Below are 21,185 nucleotides of genomic sequence, written 5' to 3' on the forward strand. Positions count from 1 at the left end.
AACTATTATGAACAGATCCTTATTCACACTTTTGTTTTTCTTTCTTGTAGTACCAAGTATGCAAGGACAGCAAAATGAATACCACAACCCGGTTATTCGTGGCGATGTACCCGACCCCTCTATCTTGAGGATTGATGATACCTACTATGCTACCGGTACCTCTGCAGAATGGGCGCCTCAGTATCCGGTATTTGTATCTAAGGATCTGATTAATTGGAAACAAACCGGCCATATCTTTCAGGAAGTGCCCGAATGGACTTCACAGTCGTTTTGGGCACCCGAATTATACTATTATAATAATAAAGTATATTGCTATTACACAGCCCGTAGAAAGTCCGATGGGACATCTTATATCGGTGTTGCAGTAGCCAATAGCCCGACAGAGACATTTACCGACCATGGATTATTGGTAGAGTATGGTACAGAAGCAATCGATGCATCTGTATACAATGATAACGGACAGCTATACATATCATGGAAAGCCTATGGCTTGGATAATCGTCCCATAGAACTGCTAGGGAGCAAACTTTCTTCGGATGGATTGAAACTTGAGGGAGAACCTTTTTCTCTGTTAAAAGATGATGAAGGAAAAGGGATGGAAGGTCAATATCATTTCAAGAAAGGCGATTATTACTACCTCATTTATGCTGCCCATAGTTGTTGTGGTCCTCTGAGCGATTACGATGTGTATGTAGCACGCTCCAAAGATTTCAAAGGACCCTACGAGAAATATGAAGGCAACCCTATTCTTTATGGAGGAGAAAGGGATTTCCAATCTTGCGGACACGGAACAATTGTAGTCACGCCAGACGACAGACTATTCTACCTATGTCATGCCTATCTGCCGGAAGCCGGTTTCTATGCCGGACGTCAACCCATTCTACAAGAAATAGGTGTAGGTGAAGACAACTGGCTACACTTCAAAACAGGTACGGTGGCTCAGATAAAACAGCCTGTGCCATTTAAAGGAACCAAGCAAGAATCAAATTTCGATTTCAAAGATGAATTTAAAGATGAAAGTCTGAAAGTTGATTGGACTTGGAGCTTTCCATTTAGCGATCCACAAATAAACATTGGCAATGGAAAACTCTATCTGAGTGGAAATCCTAAAGGCAGTAATCAATATGGAACAGCACTCTGTGTAAGAGCCAATTCACCTCATTATACCTATGAAACTCAAAATGTGAATCCGAATAAGAGCATTGGTGGCCTGACAATGTATGGCGACGATAAAAACTTGATTATTTGGGGAACGACCAACAATAAGCTACAGCTAAAGCTGGTTGAGGAAGGAAAAGAAACCATTCTTTTTGAGCATTCTTTAGCACAACCCTCTGTATTCTTGAAAATAGAAGTTACGGAAGGATGTCATTCCGATTTCTATTGGAGTAGCAATGGAAAGAAATGGAGTAAAGTGGATACTCCCACAATCAATTTCAAAAAGTTAGTACGCTGGGAAAGAGTACCCCGTCCCGGTTTAATACATATCGGAGATAGTACCTACCCGGTGGAATTCTCTTACTTCAAACTAGAAAACATATAGGTATTATTCCACTCTAAAAATAAATAGCCGCCAGTTTTAAAGTCTGAAACTGGCGGCTACTGTATCTATCAAGGAGATTTTTGCTTATTTATTCGGCGTTTCCCACTTCTTCGTATCCGTACAAACCACATTCAACACTTGGTTACCCGCCTGAATGCGGAAATCACCTTTCTCCAGAATCCATTTGCCGTCATAACCTACAAAAGCAAGATCGCTGCCTTTCAGTTTCAGGGTAACGGTTTTGGTTTCACCGGGTTGCAGTTCTACCTTTTCGAAGGCACGAAGACGACGGTTGTCAGGAGTAAGAGAAGCTACCAGGTCGCTGCTGAACAACAGAACGCTTTCCTTGCCTACACGATTACCGGTATTCTTCACGTCGACTGCGAAGGTCAGTTCATCGTTGGCATTGAAGTTGGGTTTATTGACTTTGAGATTGCTGTACTCAAAAGTGGTATAGCTCAGACCATAGCCGAATGCCCATTGTACAGAAACTTGAGCATCATAGTTATAAGCGCCTTCCATTTGCTTGCCGATGTGTTCGCAAGGCTTATAATCGTAGGTAATCAAGGAATTGATTTCCTTGGGATAAGTGAAAGGCATCTTGCCACTGAAGTTAGCATCGCCGGCTACGAGATTAGCCAGTGCATCGCCACCATAATTGCCCGGAAGCATGATGTCTACCACTGCTTTTGACAATGGTTCAATATCAGCAATCAAGCGGGGACGGCCTTCACTCAAAATCAAGATGACAGGCTTACCGGTCTTCGCAAGGGCTTTCACCAGATTAAGCTGGTTTTCGGAAAGGAAGAGATTGGTCAAGTTACCCGGAGTCTCGCAATAAGAGTTCTCACCGATGCAAGCTACGATGTAGTCGGCATTGGCGGCGGCAGCTACGGCTTTATCTATTTCAGGAGCATTTTCATCCTGCCAGTTACCCTTTTCATTGTAGGTCACACCGGCTTCGTAGATAATATTGTCGGCACCAAATTTGTTAGTGAACGCCTCGAGGATTGTGTTATAATCTGCGGCACATGCCTCCGCATTGCTACCTTGCCAAGTATAAGACCATCCACCGTTCAAACAACGCATAGAGTTGGCATTCGGGCCGGTCAATAAAATCTTCTTTCCTTTTGCTAGCGGCAGAATACCATCTGCATTCTTCAGAAGTACCAAAGATTCTTCGGCGGCTTTCAAGGCAGCGGCAACGTGTTCTTTACCTCCGAACAGAGGATAATCTTTCAGGTCATTATACGGCTTTTCAAACAAACCAAGGCGGTATTTCATACGCAATACACGGGCAACGGCATCGTCAATGCGGCTCATAGGCACTTCGCCTTCCTGTACCAGTTCTTTCAGCAGTGTACAGAACTTCCAGTCATACGGGTCCATAGACATGTCGATACCGGCATTGATGGCAAGTTTAATAGCTTCTTTCTTGTCTTTGGCAATGTGGTCGCGGCTGTAGAGATTATTGATATCCGCCCAGTCGGTAACAATCATACCATCCCAGTTGAGGTCTTCCTTCAGCCATTGAGTCAATAGTTCATAGTTGGCATGGAAAGGCAGACCGTTGTTCATGGCAGAATTAATCATTACGGAGAGTGCTCCGGCTTTCACCATTTCAAGATAAGGAGCGAAATGCTTCTCGCGCATATCCTGCTCAGTGATAGAAGAAGGAGTACGGTCTTTGCCAGAGACAGGGACACCATAGCCCATGTAATGCTTCATACAAGCGGCAACGTTGTTATCGCCAATGCGGTTGGGGTCTTCACCTTGGAAACCGATGATAGCTTCGCGTCCCATTTCGGCGTTAACGTAAGCATCTTCACCATAATTTTCCCACATACGGGGCCAGCGAGGATCACGTCCTAAGTCAGTAACAGGGGCATACGTCCAGGGGATACTTCCGGCTTTGGTTTCGTAGGCAGAGATACGGGCACCTTCACGAGTCAGGGCACGATTGAAAGTAGCAGCCATATTGACGCCTTGAGGGAAGAATGTACCACCCAAGGTATAGGTAGTTCCATGTATCTGGTCTACACCATAGATACAAGGTATGCCGATCTCCTTCATGGACTTCTCTTGAATGCGCTTAATAATCTCCTGCCACTTCTCTACACTTTGAGCGACACCGTTGGGTACATTGAGGATGGAACCCACTTTATACTTGCCAATAATGGTATCAAGCATAGCTTCATCCATCTGATAGCCTTTTTTGCCTTCGATACCTTGGATGCGCATATAGATTTGCATCATAACCTGCTGGTCGGGCATGCCTTTGGAAAGGTCGTATTCCTTCTCCAGCTTGTACGTCTTGAGTATCTTCTTGAGGTCTTCTACTTTAAAGTTCTGCGGATCTACACCGGCAAAAGGGTTGGTGCGTTTTTGCAGAAGGTCGATGGTAAGTTCACACATCTGCCCTACCTTCTCGTCGAGGGTCATCTTCTTTAGCAGAGTCTCAATCTGCTGTTCTATTTTCTCGTCTCTTGGAATGGCTGGAGCAACTTTAGTTTGTGCGGTTGCGGTCAATAACGTCCCAAAGAGGGCAAAAGATAAGATTAACTTTCTATTCATGATTTTGATATTAGTGTTACGTTTGCAAATATAGCAACATCCTGCTACACTCAAGGATATAGCAGGATGCTTTTTAGGGGTTGTTTTGTAATCTCTTCGAGCTATAATCCATTATCTTTTCAGGAGATTGATGGGTTCTTGCAATTTCAGGAGATTGTTAGTCTTTGTAGTAGCAGCGGCCACCTCTGCATCCAGTGTCGCTTTGATGTCGCGTGAAGAAGCTCCGACGAGGAACTTGTAGTTTCCGGCATCTACCATCCAAGACGAATTAGCCTCATCGAAAGAAGCCAAGTCGGCAGCTTTCACGGTCAAGGTAACAGTAGCCGTCTCTCCCGGTTTCAGTTCCTTGGTCTTGGCAAAGGCTTTCAGTTCTTTTTCGGGTTTGTTCATCCGGGCACTATTCGGGGCGGTAACATAAAGCTGAACTACTTCCTTACCGGCAATCTTACCTGTATTCTTAACATCAACAGTAACGGTATATACACCATTATCAGCTTTAATAATAGGATTACCATATTCGAAAGTCGTGTAAGAAAGACCATAACCAAATGGATAAGATACCTCCTTACCAAAGCTATCGAAGTAACGATAGCCCACGTAGATATCTTCCTCATAGCGAGTGTAGTCCACATCCTTGAGGTTTTGCTTCTTTTCACCCTTGTTGCTGTTTACGATATCGATGTCGGACTTCAAGTTTATCGGGAAATTCACCGTTGAAGCATGATCTTCAAATCTCACGGGGAAAGTCATAGTCAGTTTGCCGCTGGGCGAAGCTTTTCCGCTCAGTACGTCTACCACACTGTTACCACCTTCTTGTCCACCTTGCCAAGCGCAAAGAATGGCATCAGGTTGCGACTTCCAAGAGGCGGTTTCGATAGCTCCGCCAATATTCAGGACCACTACTACTTTCTTTCCGGCAGCATGGAAGATGCGGCACACATCACTCAACAGTTGTTGGTTCTGCTTACTTAAATAGAAGTTAGCAGACTCACGGTCCAAGAACTCACCGGAGCCACGTCCGATGGTAATCAGGGCTACATCGCTCTGGCCTGCCAACTCTTTCAAATGGTTGGCATCAATCACCATTTCCGTAGGCAATACCACCGGCATGAAAGCCGAATATTTTCCATCCTTCGGTTCCAGTCTCTCTTTTTCGACGGCAATATGTGTTTCGTATGCAGCTTTCAGGCTCTCATCTGTCTCGTAACCGGCATTCTTCAAACCATCGAGCAGAGAAACCGTATAAGCCCGATTTACATTCCCCGAGCCGGTACCACCTGCAATAAAGTCGTAAGAAGTGCAGCCAAACAGTGCCACACGTTTCACATCTGAAGCCAACGGCAAAGCAGTATTCTCATTCTTCAGCAACACCATACCTTCCGTAGCACTCTGACGGGTGACGGCGGCATGTGCCTTCAAATCAGGCTTGTTAGAGAAGTGATAGCCTTTGAAGCGAGGTGTCTGGAGAATTAGTTCAAGGATACGCTTCACGTTCCGGTCTAATACAGCCTCATCCAGTTTACCCTCTTTGACACCTGCCACAATATCTTGATATTGTTTATCATAGCCCGGTTGCAGCATATCATTGCCCGCCTTCATCTGTGCCACAGCATCTTTTCCACCAAACCAGTCTGTCATCACCATACCCTTGAAACCCCATTCGTCGCGCAAAAGGGTGGTTTGAAGTTCGGGATTCTCGGAGGTGTAAAGACCATTCAAATAGTTATAAGAAGACATTACTGTCCACGGTTCGGACTCTTTCACGGTAATTTCGAAACCTTTCAGATAAATCTCACGCAAAGCACGAGCAGATACCTGCGCATCATTTGCCATGCGATTCGTTTCTTGATTATTGACCGCAAAGTGTTTAATGGATGTTCCCACACCGTTGCTTTGCACACCACGCACGTAAGCTGCGGCAATCTTTCCGCTCACCAAAGGATCTTCGGAATAATATTCAAAGTTACGTCCACAGAGCGGGTTACGATGAATGTTCAAGGCAGGAGCCAACAGCACATCCGCACCGTACTCCAATACTTCGTTTCCGATTGCCTTACCCACGTTTTCTACTAAGTCTTGATCCCAAGTAGAGGCAAGCAGAGTTCCAATAGGGAAATGAGTACAATAATAAGTAGCCGAATCTCCGTCACGCGTGGGACTGATGCGCAGTCCGGCAGGGCCGTCGGCAAGTACTACAGCCGGAATGCCGAGGCGTGCGATGGGATAGGTTGTTCCGGCAGCACCCGGCACCAAGCTACGTGTCTCACCCACTACAGCGCTATCACCGTTGCCAAAGCCTTCCATACCGGTACCTACAACCAAATGTGCCTTTTCCTCCAGTGTCATAGCTCCTATTACATCATCCAAGGAGGCTTTTCCAAGTTGCGGCACGTTAGGACCACAAGCCAGTAGGGTTACTGCGGTAAGCGCCATTGAGAATAATTGTTTTTTCATTGATATATTTTTATAGATTCATTGATATATGGGGGATTTACCCCGCGTTTAAAGGTACTGTGAGGGCGATTTATTGGGCATATATATCCAGCGTGCTGGAAGTATATATCCAGCGCGCTGCATGTATATATCCAGCACGCTCAATATATACATCCAACAAACTGCATCTTACTATCGGAACAACAGAGGTGCAAACTCCGTCAGATAGATGCGCCAGTTCTTCCAGATATGGCCTTCGCCTGTTTCATAATAGGTATATTTGTAACCTTTCTCATCGAGCAACTTGCGATATTCTTCATTGGCCTTATACAAGAAGTCTGTATTGCCGATACCAATCCAGTAGAGAGCCGGTTTCTTAGCGAACTGAACTTTCAACTTACCTTCTATATCGTCATAAACAGGAGATTTCACATTCTTATCAGGCATAATGGCTGCAGAGAACAAACCTACATAGTTGAACATATCCGGGTATTGTTTGGAGATATGCATAGAATGGTAGCCACCCATAGACAATCCTGCAATGGCACGTCCTTGTTTACTCTTGATAGTGCGATAATTCTTGTCGATAAACTTCACTACATCGGGAAAAGCCGTTTCAAAAGAGCCTTCCATCGTCTTGGGTTGTTGCATGCTAGGTGCAGCAAATCCTAATGAAGATTCACCGGGAGCAGCCTCTTGCGCAGCGTTACCATTGGTCATAACTACGATCATCGGTTTGGCTTTACCTTGCGCAATGAGGTTATCGAGAATTTGTGATGTGCGTCCAAGGGCGATCCAGGCTTCTTCATCGCCGCCCATACCGTGAAGTAAATAGAATACCGGATAACTCTTTCCACTGTTTTCATAACCGGCAGGTGTATAGACTGTCAGACGGCGGTCCATTCCCAGTGTCGGGCTATTGTACCATACACGTGAAACAGTTCCATGAGGCACTTTATTGACTTTGTACAAATCGGCCCGATCACCACCTATGATAAATACATTGGTTACAGAAGCGACGTCACGAATCATATAAACATTACTCGGGTCCATCATCTTCAAGTCGTCAACAATAAAGGAATAGCTGTAAAGTTCCGGTTTCAAAGGTTCAGGGGTAGTAAATTCCCAAACACCCTCTTTACCCTCTTTCAAATCGACCACACCCGGTCCGTCGAACTCACCAAAGGGAGTCTTAATCTTCTGTGTCGGCAAGAAATCACCGGTTAGTTGTACTTTCACCGCTTTCGGTGCCTTCATTCGGAAAGTAACCGTGTTATTGTCGTGAATTTCGGGAGAAACTACCGGAGCGCCTCCCCACAGTGCTTGTTGTGCAAAAGTAAATGTACACATCAGCAGCATAACTGATAAAAATAAGATTTTCTTCATACTAATATTTGTTTTATAATTAAGAATCGCATTTACTGATACAAAGGATAAAAGCTTTGTATCATAGGGATATAAGCGGTTGGCGGAATTAATCGGGTCTTCCTCTGCACCCTCTCCGTATCTGGTCCGTATCCGGTCCGTATCTACTCCTTATAAAGGTACCTTTTTACGGAGCAGATACGGAGCGGGTACAGGGTTGTCCCCTTGAAAGACACCTTGCAACTGTGATTTGCAGGTATTTCAATTCCGCTAACAGATTATCTTTAAAATAACTTGGGAGCAAACTCCGTCAGATAGATACGCCAGTTCTTCCAGATGTGACCGCCATCGGTTTCAAGATACTCGTATTTATAACCTTTCTCGTCCAGCAGCTTACGGAAGTCGGTAACACCTTTCATTACAAAGTCCGTTTTGCCACAAGCAATGAAGTAAAGTGCCGGCTTCTTGTCAAATTGCACTTTCAGCTTTCCTTCGAAATCAGCATATACAGGACTGGTAGATTTGTCGTTCTTTGCACTTGCGCCCGAGAACAGACCTACATAGTTGAACATATCAGGATAGAGCTTGGAGATATTGCAAGAATGAAAGCTACCCATTGAAAGTCCGGCAATAGCACGATTCTTCTTGTTGGCTAGTGTACGGAAATTCTTATCCACGAATTTTACGATTTCAGGAAAGGACAATTCGAAACCACCTTCGGGAGCCTTTGCTCTTTCTTCAGGACGCATGGAAGGAGCAACGAAGCCTTTAGGAGACTCTCCTGCCGCAGCTTCTTGCCAAGCATTGCCATTAGTCATTACTACAATCATAGGTTGGGCTTTACCTTGTGCTATCAGGTTGTCAAGAATCTGAGAAGTACGTCCCAGGTTAATCCAAGCTTCTTCGTCACCACCGGCACCATGCAATAGGTAGAATACGGGATAACGTTTGCCGCTTGTTTCATATCCGGCTGGAGTATAGACTGTAAGACGACGGTCCATATCCAGTGTCGGGCTGTTGTACCACATACGTCTTACGGTACCATGGGGCACTTTATTCACCTTATAAAGATCGGCACGCTCACCACCAATAATGAAAACATTCGTTACCGTAGCCACATCACGAATGGCATAGACATTGCTAGGATCCATCATTCGTAAGCCATCCACTATAAAGGAGTAGCTATATAATTCGGGTTGCAACGGAGTGGAAGTAGTAAACTCCCACACGCCCTCTTTACCTTCTTTCAAATCGGCAAAACCCGGACCGTCAAATTCCCCCATCGGGGTTGTTATCTTCTGTGTCGGCAAGAAGTCGCCCGTTAACTGTACTTTCACCGCCTTTGGCGCTTTCAACCGGAAAGTCACTGTATTGTCGTCATGGATTTCGGGAGATACTACCGGAGCGCCTCCCCAAAGTGCCTGTTGGGCAAATGTCAATGAGCACATCAGCAGTGCTACCATTATACTTGATAATTTTTTCATGGTAATCTTATTAATATTAATACTTCTTCATTAGTGATAGGAAACTAAACATAGTTCTCACTTAGCAAAGTTCCGAGTTACGAAAGGCAAGCAGATGTAGAGTGCCGAATGCCAATATTCAGAAGTGTGCCCGCCATCACGTATCCTAAACTGGCAAGGAATACCTGCATTGCGCATCGCCTGAAAGAACTCAATATTGCGATCGAGCAGGAAATCATCGTCGCCGCAATCCACAAACCATTGCACGGAACGAAGCTTTTCCTTTCGGGCATCGTCGGCTTCGGCTACATACTTGATACAACTATGTTCTTGCACCGAACGGGTCAAGACAGCCATTTTGTTAGTCGGGTCAGGATCTTTTCCTGCTTCTTCACCCACAGCGGGGATGTTCATCAGTGCACTCATGGCATAGGCTGCACAATAAAGTTCCGGATAGCGCTGCGCATAACTTGCAGTTCCTCCACCACCCATTGAGAGTCCGGCAATGGCACGGTGCTGCTTATCGGCTTGCACACGGTAGTTCTTCTCTATATAGGGCATGAACTCTTTATAGTAGAAGTCTTCATAAGCCCAGCCCGGCATATTGAAGTAACCATTCCAGCAGGTAGCAGGATTACCACCGGCATTGGGGCTCACGATAATCATCTCACAAGCCTCGCCCGAAGCCACCAATTGGTCCATCACATCCTTCGCACGCTGGTCGGTAAACCAACTGGTATTGATACCCGACATACCGTGCAATAGGTAAAGGATAGGATATTTTCGACTTGTGTCTGCTTCGTAACTTTTAGGAAGATAAATCGTGTAAGCGCGTTGTGCTTTCAGTATCTGACTGTAAATACTATCAGTCATCACTTTGCTTTGCGGTCCCCAACCTGGGTTCTGTGCATTTGCCGCCCACAAGGAGCAGGCGGCCAAAAGGGTAAGTATTAATCTCTTCATGGTATTGTATAATAAAAGGTGCTACAAATTAAGCCTTTTAAAAGATAAGATGGATTGATTTATATCAGTTTTTTCACTTATAGCTTTCACCATCCTTCGTTCTGTACCATATTCGGATTCAAACGCATTTCGGTTGCAGGGATAGGCAACAAGTAATGCTTACTTTTGAAGCCATAGCGTGTCGGGTCTGTATTATATTGTTTATACTCCACTATTACCTGATAAGTACCGTCCTCTTTAGCTTTGTTTATCAACATCGGTGTCTGAATACCTTGAGTTTTGAGCAATGCCTCAGCATCTTTCCAACGAATAATATCTTGATATCTGGTATATTCACAACATAATTCCAAGCGTTTCTCTAACTTGATAGCTTCTATAGTCGCAACCTTGGCGGGCAATTTGGCACGTGTACGTACTTCGTTCAAACAAGCATCAGCTTCCGATTGGCTCCCTGCTTTCAGATTAGCCTCAGCGGCCAGCAACAAGACTTCGGCGTAACGCATCCAACGATAATTATTATAGGAACACCAAAAGGTAATAGGTGCCTCCGAAGAAGAGAAACGACGTTTCCACAAGAAATAGCCTTCATTGATAATACTCTTACCCTTCGACAATTTCACACCCAATTGCGTCATCTGGTCATAGGTTTTCATTGTCTGGTTCAATCGATAACCATCAGCACCTTCTTCTGCAACAAACGCATCGTAAAGAGACTTCTGAGGAACCATAAATCCCCAACCTGTTTCTTTATAATCCTTGAAGGCAGGTGACGACGCTTCCAAATTGTCCATACGCCAGTGGTTCATAACTTCAAAGAAGCCGAATTCATCCCAAGCATTACTCATATCAAGGACACGGTTACTTTCTATCATACTCTCGCAACAGCCTTCTGCCAAATAGGTCAATATATTCTGATAATCACCTTGATAAAGTGCATATTTTCCACTACGACGAACTTCATTCAGAACATCAGCCGCTTCTTTATATTTCTCTTGCCATAAGTAAGCCTTTCCTAAAACGGTTTGAGCTACTTGTTTGGTGATGCGCCATGTAGTATTGTCATTCGCATCTTTCTTTTCTTCCAGATAACCGGAGTTGATTGCTTCTGTTAAATCGGTCTCCACCAACTTCCAAAGATCGGCTTTGGGAGACTTAGCCATCTGATACTCACTTGAAGTCAATTCATGATCGACCAATGGAACTTCACCCCACATAGAGATTAAGTCAAAATAGGCGAATGCACGGAAAAACTTTGCTTCTGCACGAACCTTCTCTTTAATATCCGAATCAGGAGTAATGTGTCCCAAGATTACATTGGCTTTATAAATCAAACTATAATAGCTTTCCCATACACCACGAATAAAACCCTGATCAGAGCCAAAAGAGAATTCATTGCAACCCTCCAGTTCAGAATTGTCATTACGACCTCCACCACCTGCCCATACATCGTCGGACAAAGCAGACTTCAACATAGTATAGTTATAATATGTACCTTTTAACTGAATATAGAGTGCATCGCCCGCAGCCTGAGCTTGTTCATCTGTCCGATAATAGGAAGAATAGTCTAAGACCCCTTTCTGAGGAATGTTAAGTTTATCTTCGCATGAAGTTGTACCTAGTGCAAATAAGGCACTAAGGAGTAAAGAATAGTATTTTGTTTTCATATATCGATTACTTATTTATAGGTTAACGTATTATTAGAATGTCACACTCAAGCCAAGTACTACCTTCTTAGAGTTAGGATAGCTACCTTTATCCACGCCCAAAGCGTTGCCTACTCCTGTTACTTCAGGATCAAAGCCGGGATAGTTGGTGAATGTAAAAAAGTCTTCAAGTGAACCATAGATACGAAGGTTCTCAATTGCAGCTTTCTTGACCAGAACCTTCGGGAAAGAGTAACCCAACTGTATCTGTTTAATCTTAAAGAAAGAACCATCGAATACAGAACCGGATGAAGTCATGAATTTAGTATAGTCAGTAGCATTGGCTCTTGGCAAGCTACCATTCTTATTGCTTTCTGTCCAACGGTCTTCCGTGAAGTAAGTCAATTTATTGAGGTTATAATCCACACGATTCAAACCGCAATAAACATCATTTCCTTGTGAACCTGTACCGAAGACAATTAAATCAAATCCTTTCCAAGCTGCTGTTAAAGTAATGCCATAAGTAAAATCTGCAATACCCTTGCCTATTTCTGTTTTGTCATTATCAGTGATAGCTTCATCACCATCCTGATCTTTGAACATAGGCTCACCAGTTGCTTTATCTACACCTATATATTCGTATCCATAGAAGTACCAGGCCGGCTTGCCTACCTCAAAACGAGTGATAGGTCCATAAGTCACCAAAGAAACACCATCAATAGCGGCCAAAGATTCGTGAATGTAAGTCACCTTATTCTTCAAAGTAGCAATATTGCCGCGAATACCATAGTTGATACCTCCAATTTTATCTTGCCAGCCTACTTCCAATTCAAATCCCTTATTGGTGATATTACCGGCATTGACTGGAGAGAATGTATTGCCTACCACAGTAGAAGCCTTTATACCAGATACAATCAAATCCTTCGTCTCTTTGTTGAAATAGTCGGCTGATACAGACAAACGGCTGTTCAGAAAACGTGCGTCAATACCGATATTGGTTTGTTCCGAAGTCTCCCACTTAAGTGCATCATTACCCGTTGAAGAAGGTGCATAACCATTAATATAATGGAAGTTATTGTTGTCACCCACTGCCAAATGGCCTGTAGAACCTATAGATACATTCCATTTATAGCCACCCAAAGAAGCAGTTGAGCCATTCTGACCCCAACTTGCACGGAACTTCAGTTGTGACAACCAGCTTTCCGTACTCTTCATAAAATTCTCCTGAGAAACGACCCAGCCCAATGATACAGCAGGGAAATAACCCCAACGTTTCTCCTTAGGCAAAACTGAAAGGTCGGCTGCATCGGCTCGCAGCGAGAATTGAGCCATATACTTACCTGCATAGTCGTAGTTGAAACGACCGAAGTAAGCCAATTTGCGGGTATAGTTAGGTTCACCACCAGAAATATCTTTAGAAGCATCTGAAGTAGCATACGCAAAATACAAGAAGAGTGGATCATCTTGAAGAAAACCGAGGTTCTTGTCATCGCCCTTCTTATTGCCGCTGACACCAAAAGTGCGATTTTGGCTGTAAGAAGTACCTACCATGATAGTTCCATTATGCTGTCCGAAAGAACGTGAATAATTAAGGAAATTCTCCCATTGCCAATATACCGGACTATAATCTGAAGCATCTACCTGAATATAATCTTGTTTTGCTGTTCCATGATAGTAATAATCCTGACTTACACCGTAAGAGGAGGTAGATGACATGCGGTATCCCAAGCGAGAAGTTACCGTAAGACCTTTAATCGGAGTAAAATTCAGGAAAGTAGAACCATTGATATTAAAACCTCTGTTCTTCGTATAAGAACGGTCACGCATCACAAAGGGATTGATAGCTTCTGCATTACCCGTAAAAGCAGAAACACCATATAGGTTACCATTACCGTCGCCCAACATATTGGGATGAAGAGCATAGACTGAAGCCATATTCTCCGGCAAATTATTAATAGCATAAACCGGCTTGGTCAACGGGTCAAGTTGTAGTACAGAGAGCAATAAGCTGCCATACTCGTTACCTTCGGCTACAGACTGGGTTTTGTAATGTTCTATTTGATTATTGGTACCTACTTCCAGCCAAGGTTTGATTTTCCAGCTGGCATTGACCATACCTGTCAAACGCTCATAAGTATCAGAATTACCGACAATCATACCATCATTCTTCAGATGAGACATAGACAAGTAGAAAGAACCTTTCTCGCTGCCACCCTGGAAAGTAACATTATGCCGAACCATTGAACTGTTTTCAAAAGCAACATCAGTCCAGTCGGTATCAGTCTTTCCATCCCAATTCAAATCGAATGCGCTTTCAGTAATCTTACCGGATTCAAGGAAGTAGTCCTTATATTCCTGAGCATTCATTACTTCCGGCACCTTGCCCAAACTTTGTGAAGTATACTGGAAATCATAGGTAATTTTACCATTACCTTTACCTTTCTTGGTGGTAATCAAAATAACACCATTACCGGCAGCAGCACCGTAGATAGCAGCCGATGCACCATCCTTTAAAACTTCCATAGACTCAATATCGTTCGGGTCGATACCCCCAATATCTGATGCAATACGTCCGTCGACAACATATAGTGGATCACTGGAACCATTGGAACTCACACCACGAATACGAACCGAAGGAGAAGCTCCCGGTTTGGCAGAAGCGCTGAGTACCTGTACACCGGCAGTCTTACCTTGAAGAGCTTGTTCCGCACGAGTGATAGTACGCGCCTCCATATCCTCAGACTTTACAGAAGAAACGGCACCGGTCAATGAACTTTTCTTTTGTACACCATAGCCCACCACCACTACTTCATCCAATGTTTTGGAATCTTCTTTCAGGGTAATATTCATAATTCCACCTACAGCTTGCTTTTCTTGCGTTACATAGCCAATATAGGAAAACACAAGGGTTGCACCCTTCTTTACAGATAACGCATAATTTCCATCCAGATCGGTAATCACACCATTCGACGTACCTTTCTCAAATACACTTACACCAATCATCGGATCTTTCTGATCGTCAATCACTCTACCTGTTACCTTCACCGTACCCTGTGCCAGCACAAGAGGTATGCACATTAAAAGCAGTATGGCAAACGCCATCGCCCTTTTCACTGAGTTGTTTTTCATAATTCTTTTCATTAGTTATTAATTAGATATTGGTAATAAAAGGTTCTTTTCTTAATCAAAAGCCACGTGTAGGAAATGCTCTCACAATTTCCAACAGCTCTTTGTCATGGTTATTTTTTATCTCAGATGCATTATTGAAGTACATAGTTGCACCTTTCTCTATAGTATAAGGTTCCCAGGTTGGCAAGTCTTCCGCATTGGGATTACCGGTCTTTGCAAAGTTCAGCCAAGCGTTGCTCATCTTTTCGCCTAAGGCTTGTGCCTCGGCACCGCCGCCGGTCATACTGGCATGACGTACTACATTATTAAAGACAAAAGGAATTTCCATGCAGTGAGTGCTGCGGAACATACCATCCAGAACAGGAGATTCCCAAGCAAACATGTACATATAAACCGGTGCACCTTGTTGGGCGGCTTTAAGTTTAGCTTGTTCTACGGCACTGGGACGGAATATTAAATCGATATCAATCAAGTCTTTCGGCTGGTAATTGGGATAAGCTTTCTCAAAGGCTTTCAAGAACTCTTCTGTACGGTTACCGTATTTCTTTTGCAAGAACTCCACCGCTTTTTCTTTAGTCACGGAGCGGAAAGCCGGAACGTATGTGCTCGTAGTAAATTCATGCAAAGTGGTTCCTATCATCAATGGGATATTCTTTGATTGCGCCGGAGCTTGCGGATCGAAAGGCTGTGCAGGAAGCATATCACCCTCTACAGTAGGAGCCCAACCGAAAATAAAAGAAGCTACACCTTCTTTATCTGCTTCGGCACGCACTTTAGTTATTGCCTTTTCGCCGGCTGCAAGTAGTTTCTCGTATGGAAGTTTCTGTATTTCATCTATCTCAGAGGGTTTTAAGCCCAATTCCTCTACCATGGCAGCACCTATACGACGAGAGTATTTTGATTCCATCGTACGAAGCATGGAGCCACTTTGCACAATCGCCTTATGGAACAATCCTTCTGCTGATGGAGTAGCAAGCAAAGTAGACACTTTGCCGCCACCGCCCGATTGGCCGAAAATCGTAACATTGGATGCATCGCCACCAAACGATGCTATATTCTTATTTACCCACTGAAGCGCTGCAACCAAATCAAGCAATCCCGCATTACCGGATTTCGCATACTTTTCACCAAAGGCCGAGAGATCCAAAAAGCCTAGAACATTGAGGCGATGATTTAATGTAACGACTACAACATCTCCTTTCTTTGCCAGATTGGTTCCATCGTAAGAAGGCAGTTCCTGACCGGAACCGGCTGCATAACCACCTCCATGCAACCATACCATTACCGGGCGTTTCTTACAATCGTTTATCCCGGGAGTCCAGATGTTTACCCGTAGGCAATTTTCATCCGGATAGCCGTCGTCCCAATTGAATGCAAAAGCATGTTCATCGCTATACCAACCCATGCGTTTACCTTGCGGGCAAGTAGGACCATAAGTTCGGGAACTACGAATTCCCTCCCATCTGTCGGGAGCCACAGGAGCCATAAACCGTTCGGCTTTGGCGTATGGTATACCTTTATATATATACATGCCATTTTCAATATATCCTCCCACTTTACCCGATTCGGTCTGGACAATAGCTTTGTCCGACGAAGCAATCACCTCTCCTTCTTGTGATATTTGTTTTTCGGCAACTGCCTTTCCTGCACAAGACACAAGAAGCAAAGAAGCAAAAGCCAATGCTGATAAGAATTGCTGTTTCATATACGTATTACATTTAAAGTTTTCACAGTTGCAATATTACATCATTCGTTTTGAAGCTATTTATTCGTTTGTTTTGAAGATTTGTCCGTACGTTTAAAATCACTGTTCTATATGTTCAAATGTTTATCTCTACGTTCAAATAATGCTATTAAGCAGATGATAAGCCAATTTTTATTCCTATTTTCGCAGTGTAGTCACTATGGGAACCGTCCAAAATCTAATTAATTCTAGTAAATGAGAACACTATTTTTGCTAATCCTTTTAGGGTTAATCACCTCCTGCCAACCTATCGATAATGTAAAGGAACAGGAGTTGGAACAACAAAGCCCAGTCATAACCAATGACATATCGAACCAAAAGATAAAAGCTTTTGCCGAAGATGCACAAGGGCACATTTGGATAGGTACTTTTCGCGGACTGAACAAATTCAATGTACACGAGTATCATCAATACTTCTGCACCGACGATTCTCTTGGTTTACCCGACAATCAAATTCAAGATATTCTCCGTGATTCAAGAAATCGTCTTTGGATAGCAACCGTTAATGGAGTATGCCGGTATACCGATCAAGATAACTTCCTACGTATTCCTATAAATTTCAGCAACAAGAACGGACATCAACTGTTGGAGAACAAAGAGGGACGTATTTTTCTAAATGCAGTCGTACAACTTTATGCCTACGATCCCGAGACAGAACAAATTGAATGTGTAATTCCGAACTTCGACCAGCAGCATACCTTCAACGTAAAATGCCATATAGATGCCAATAATAACCTTTGGGCAATCAGTCCATTAGCCATGCGGTGCTATGACTCATCTACCTTGCAACTAAAAGATTCAATCCCCCTAATAGGTTATCCTTATTACTCTTATCTGCATGACGGTAGAGAATTTTGGATAACAGGAAATCACACGATGTCGATCTTTGACATACGAACCCATAGTTTTAAAGAAATTCCCGAAATCATCAGAAAGCACCCGATATTATCATACGCCGATATTGAGTACATACATCCATACGGGAGTAATAGTCTGCTAATGAATACTTCCAAATATGGAATGTTCTGTTACAACTATGTTGAAAGCACCGTCACTCATCAGGACGAAGATGGCTTTCCTTTTGAGATGCCACGCTTCAAGATAAGCAAGATATTTACTGATTCCCAGAAAAACCTGTGGATTGGCTCCATTGACCAAGGGTTTACAGTTCGGTATCATTATAAAGAGCGGTTTAACAACAACAACTATCTTCGCTCAAACATAGAAAACAAATCGGTTATGTCCATAGCCTCGGACAAGGATCAGAATCTATGGATAGCCACACTGATGAACGGAGTATATGTTTATGGAATACAAAACCAGAAGATAGAAATAATAGGAACAGACAAACTCTTCCCACAAGAGAAACAGAAAGCTATTTATGTTAATCAGGTATTTGTAGATGACAGCAACGCTATTTGGATGACGACGTCTAACAGTGAAGTATTCAAATGTCGTTATATTAACGGCTCCCTGCAAATAGAAGCCAAGTACTCTATTTCCATGCCAATGTCCATCACGCAAGACCATAACAAGACTATCTGGATAGGGACAGCCAGCCAGAATATTTATGCCTTACGGGAAGGGGAAAAGGAGTTTCAAGCCGTACCTATTTTCAATGCCCGGTTTACTTTTATCCCAAGTTTGCTCCCACTCAGTGATGGCAATATTTTAGTGGCGGCATTCTATCAACCCATAAAACTTATCAATTCTAAAACCAGAGAGATACAAGACCTAACTATATCTGAAGAAGACTTCAAAGCCTGCATACGCCGTTCCGTACTGATTCCGACGGCCATCTATGAAGATACGCAAGGAGATATCTGGATAGGTACGGTAAGCAATGGATTAATGTGCTACTCGCTTACAACGAAACGAATGAAACCGGTACCCGGCACTGCCTGCCTGGACATTTCGGGCATTGAAGAAGATGCTCAAGGACATTTGTGGGTGAGCACGCAATATGGATTGAGTAAGTACGACCGCACTGTGAATAAGTTCACCAACTATTTCACTGCCGACGGCATCGGCGGAAACCAGTTTTACGACCGTTCTTCATGTCGCCTGGCAGACGGTACGTTGATATTCGGAGGTACTCATGGGCTTACCTTCTTTAATCCTTTGGATGTACCGGCAAAACGAAATATCCCACTCTTGTTTGAAGACCTTAAAATACACAACAAACTGATTCACCCAAGTGAAAGTCAATGTATAGACAGGCATTTGTCTTATAAGCCGGACATTCATCTGAAGCACGACCAAAACAGTTTCAGCATCTCATTCTCAGCGCTGGATTACTGTGAACACGAACGTGTGCATTATCAATACAAGTTGGAAGGTTTTGATAAGTACTGGATTGATGCGCGCAACAACCGGGAGGCTTATTATGCCAACTTACCGGCAGGAGAATACACGTTCAAGGTGAAGATTACAAATAATGATAAAAGTATTGTCGAGGCTGAAAGTTCCATTCTGGTTCATATCTCTCCCGCTCCATGGGCTACCTGGTGGGCATACTGTATTTATATCATTATAGCAGTAAGTATCATCTGGTCACTCGTCAGTGCTTGGTTGCGTATTCGTGCCGAGAAAGCAGTTGCATTGCAAGCCGAACTGGAAAAAGCACAAGAGCAACGTGTAAACAAAATGAATATGAGTTTCTTTGCCAATGTTTCTCACGAGTTCCGTACCCCACTGACTATGATTTCAGGCCCTATTATGCAATTATGCAATAGCACGGCAATCGTAGGTGAGGACAAAAACTTGCTTTACATCGTACAACGTAGTGTGAATAGAATGCTAAAACTTGTAAACCAGTTGATGGACTTCAACAAACTGGAGAACGACACATTAAAGTTGAAAGTTAAACGGGCCGACATCATTATATCTCTGCAACGGTTGGTAGAGATATTCCGGGTAAATGCAAGGAACAAAAGTATCACACTAAATACATACGGATTGGAAGATACATTCTTATTATGGTTGGATGAAGACAAAGTAGATAAGATTTTTGGTAATCTGATGTCTAACGCCTTAAAGTTCACCCCGACCAGTGGAAAAATCAGCGTATGCTTTGATGTTATTAATCGAGAAGAAGCGGAGAAGCTCTTCACTTTACGCAGCTCAGATAAAGATACACAATATATAAAAGTCTCTGTAGCCAATACAGGACAAGATATTCCCGAAGACAAACTGGAAAAGATATTTGAGCGATACTACCAAATGGCTAATTCTACAGAAGGAACTTACAATTGGGGAACAGGTATCGGTCTATACTATGCACGCAGTTTGGCTGAACTTCATCATGGATATTTAAAAGCCTGTAAACCGGAAGAAGGAAGTGGTGCCATTTTTACTTTTATCCTCCCGGTAAACGATGTTTCTTACACGGAAGAAGAGAGAGCTCCCGAACAAAGCAATCAATCGGAAGCATTTCCTTTGTTTGATAAAAAAGCATACCAACCCAATGAATTATCGGAAGGTTCGGAAGAACAAAAAGTCATATTGGTAGTAGATGATGATACAGAAGTAGCCTATTACCTGAAAACATTGTTGTCAACGTCTTATAGGGTTATTTGCCGGTTCGATGCCAACAGTGCGCTTAAAGCCATGAGTGAAGAAGCCCCTGATTTGATATTAAGTGATGTAGTTATGCCCGGAAAAGATGGTTACCAACTTTGCCGTGAAATAAAAGAAGACCTGCAACTCTGCCATATCCCCGTCATATTAGTCACGGCAAAAGCAACCGTTGAGAATCAGGTGGAGGGTTTAAATACCGGTGCAGACGCATACGTTACAAAACCATTTGAGCCAAGCTATCTATTAGCTCTTATCAAATCGCAACTCAACAACCGGGAAAAAGCGCGCACCCTTTTAGGAAAAGCCACGCAAACGGACAACATAGAGGAAAATATACTTTCCCCACAAGATAATGCCTTTATGACGGACCTGTACCGACTCATGGAAAATGAACTCTCCAATCCGGAACTGGACATTGCCCGCATGACAGAGTTACTTAAAATATCGCGTACCAAATTCTATTATAAAGTAAAAGGTCTGACTGGTGAAAATCCAAGTGTCTTCTTCAAAACCTATAAGTTGAACCGTGCGGCAGAGTTAATAGCGGAGGGCAAATATACAGTTTCTGAGATTGCTGATATGACGGGATTCAATACGCTTTCTCATTTCTCCAAAAGCTTCAAGAAGCAATTTGAAGTGACACCTAGTGAATATCAGAAATCATAGTCTCAAATACGCCTACGTTGCTTCGATTCTTCCTCACCGGGGAACGCCTCCTTTCCCGGTGAGGAGCAAGGTGTTCCCCGGTG

10 protein-coding genes are annotated in these 21,185 nt (G+C 43.4%); 2 read left to right on the top strand and 8 right to left on the bottom strand.

Features of this window, described 5'->3' with window-relative positions; translation table 11 throughout:
* The first annotated feature begins 7 nt into the window (after positions 1–7).
* Positions 8–1,543 carry a family 43 glycosylhydrolase gene (locus Q1W14_RS10820; RefSeq protein ID WP_300701414.1) on the top strand — a complete coding sequence of 512 codons (1,536 nt, stop codon included), beginning with the start codon at positions 8–10 and terminating at the stop codon, positions 1,541–1,543.
* Positions 1,544–1,627: 84 nt separating this feature from the next.
* Here Q1W14_RS10820 and Q1W14_RS10825 read toward each other — a convergent pair whose 3' ends face one another.
* The 8 genes from Q1W14_RS10825 to Q1W14_RS10860 all read right to left on the bottom strand — a co-directional run bounded on the left by Q1W14_RS10825 (position 1,628) and on the right by Q1W14_RS10860 (position 16,818).
* A complete protein-coding gene (locus Q1W14_RS10825) occupies positions 1,628–4,117 on the bottom strand; it encodes a glycoside hydrolase family 3 N-terminal domain-containing protein (protein ID WP_300701415.1) in 2,490 nt (829 codons plus the stop codon).
* Positions 4,118–4,228: 111 nt separating this feature from the next.
* Positions 4,229–6,571, bottom strand: a complete 2,343-nt coding sequence (locus Q1W14_RS10830) for a glycoside hydrolase family 3 C-terminal domain-containing protein (RefSeq protein ID WP_300701416.1) — start codon at positions 6,569–6,571, stop codon at positions 4,229–4,231.
* 171 nt (positions 6,572–6,742) lie between these two features.
* A complete protein-coding gene (locus tag Q1W14_RS10835) occupies positions 6,743–7,936 on the bottom strand; it encodes an esterase (protein WP_300701417.1) in 1,194 nt (397 codons plus the stop codon).
* 263 nt (positions 7,937–8,199) lie between these two features.
* Complete coding sequence (locus tag Q1W14_RS10840) at positions 8,200–9,399, bottom strand: esterase (protein ID WP_300701418.1); 1,200 nt, start codon at positions 9,397–9,399, stop codon at positions 8,200–8,202.
* 57 nt (positions 9,400–9,456) lie between these two features.
* Positions 9,457–10,341 (bottom strand): alpha/beta hydrolase-fold protein, encoded by an 885-nt coding sequence (locus Q1W14_RS10845; protein ID WP_300701419.1) that lies wholly within the window; start codon positions 10,339–10,341, stop codon positions 9,457–9,459.
* An 86-nt stretch (positions 10,342–10,427) separates the two neighbouring features.
* A complete protein-coding gene (locus Q1W14_RS10850; protein WP_300701420.1) occupies positions 10,428–12,005 on the bottom strand; it encodes a RagB/SusD family nutrient uptake outer membrane protein in 1,578 nt (525 codons plus the stop codon).
* 33 nt (positions 12,006–12,038) lie between these two features.
* A complete protein-coding gene (locus tag Q1W14_RS10855; RefSeq protein WP_300701421.1) occupies positions 12,039–15,125 on the bottom strand; it encodes a TonB-dependent receptor in 3,087 nt (1,028 codons plus the stop codon).
* 43 nt (positions 15,126–15,168) lie between these two features.
* The gene (locus Q1W14_RS10860) at positions 15,169–16,818 is read right to left on the bottom strand and encodes a carboxylesterase/lipase family protein (RefSeq protein ID WP_300701422.1); all 1,650 of its coding nucleotides are present in this window, start codon (positions 16,816–16,818) and stop codon (positions 15,169–15,171) included.
* A gap of 234 nt (positions 16,819–17,052) precedes the next feature.
* Between Q1W14_RS10860 and Q1W14_RS10865 the strand changes: the two genes are divergently transcribed.
* The gene (locus Q1W14_RS10865; RefSeq protein WP_300701423.1) at positions 17,053–21,102 is read left to right on the top strand and encodes a hybrid sensor histidine kinase/response regulator transcription factor; all 4,050 of its coding nucleotides are present in this window, start codon (positions 17,053–17,055) and stop codon (positions 21,100–21,102) included.
* Positions 21,103–21,185: the final 83 nt, after the last annotated feature.

The organism is Bacteroides sp. (assembly GCF_030151085.1).
Classification (GTDB): domain Bacteria; phylum Bacteroidota; class Bacteroidia; order Bacteroidales; family Bacteroidaceae; genus Bacteroides.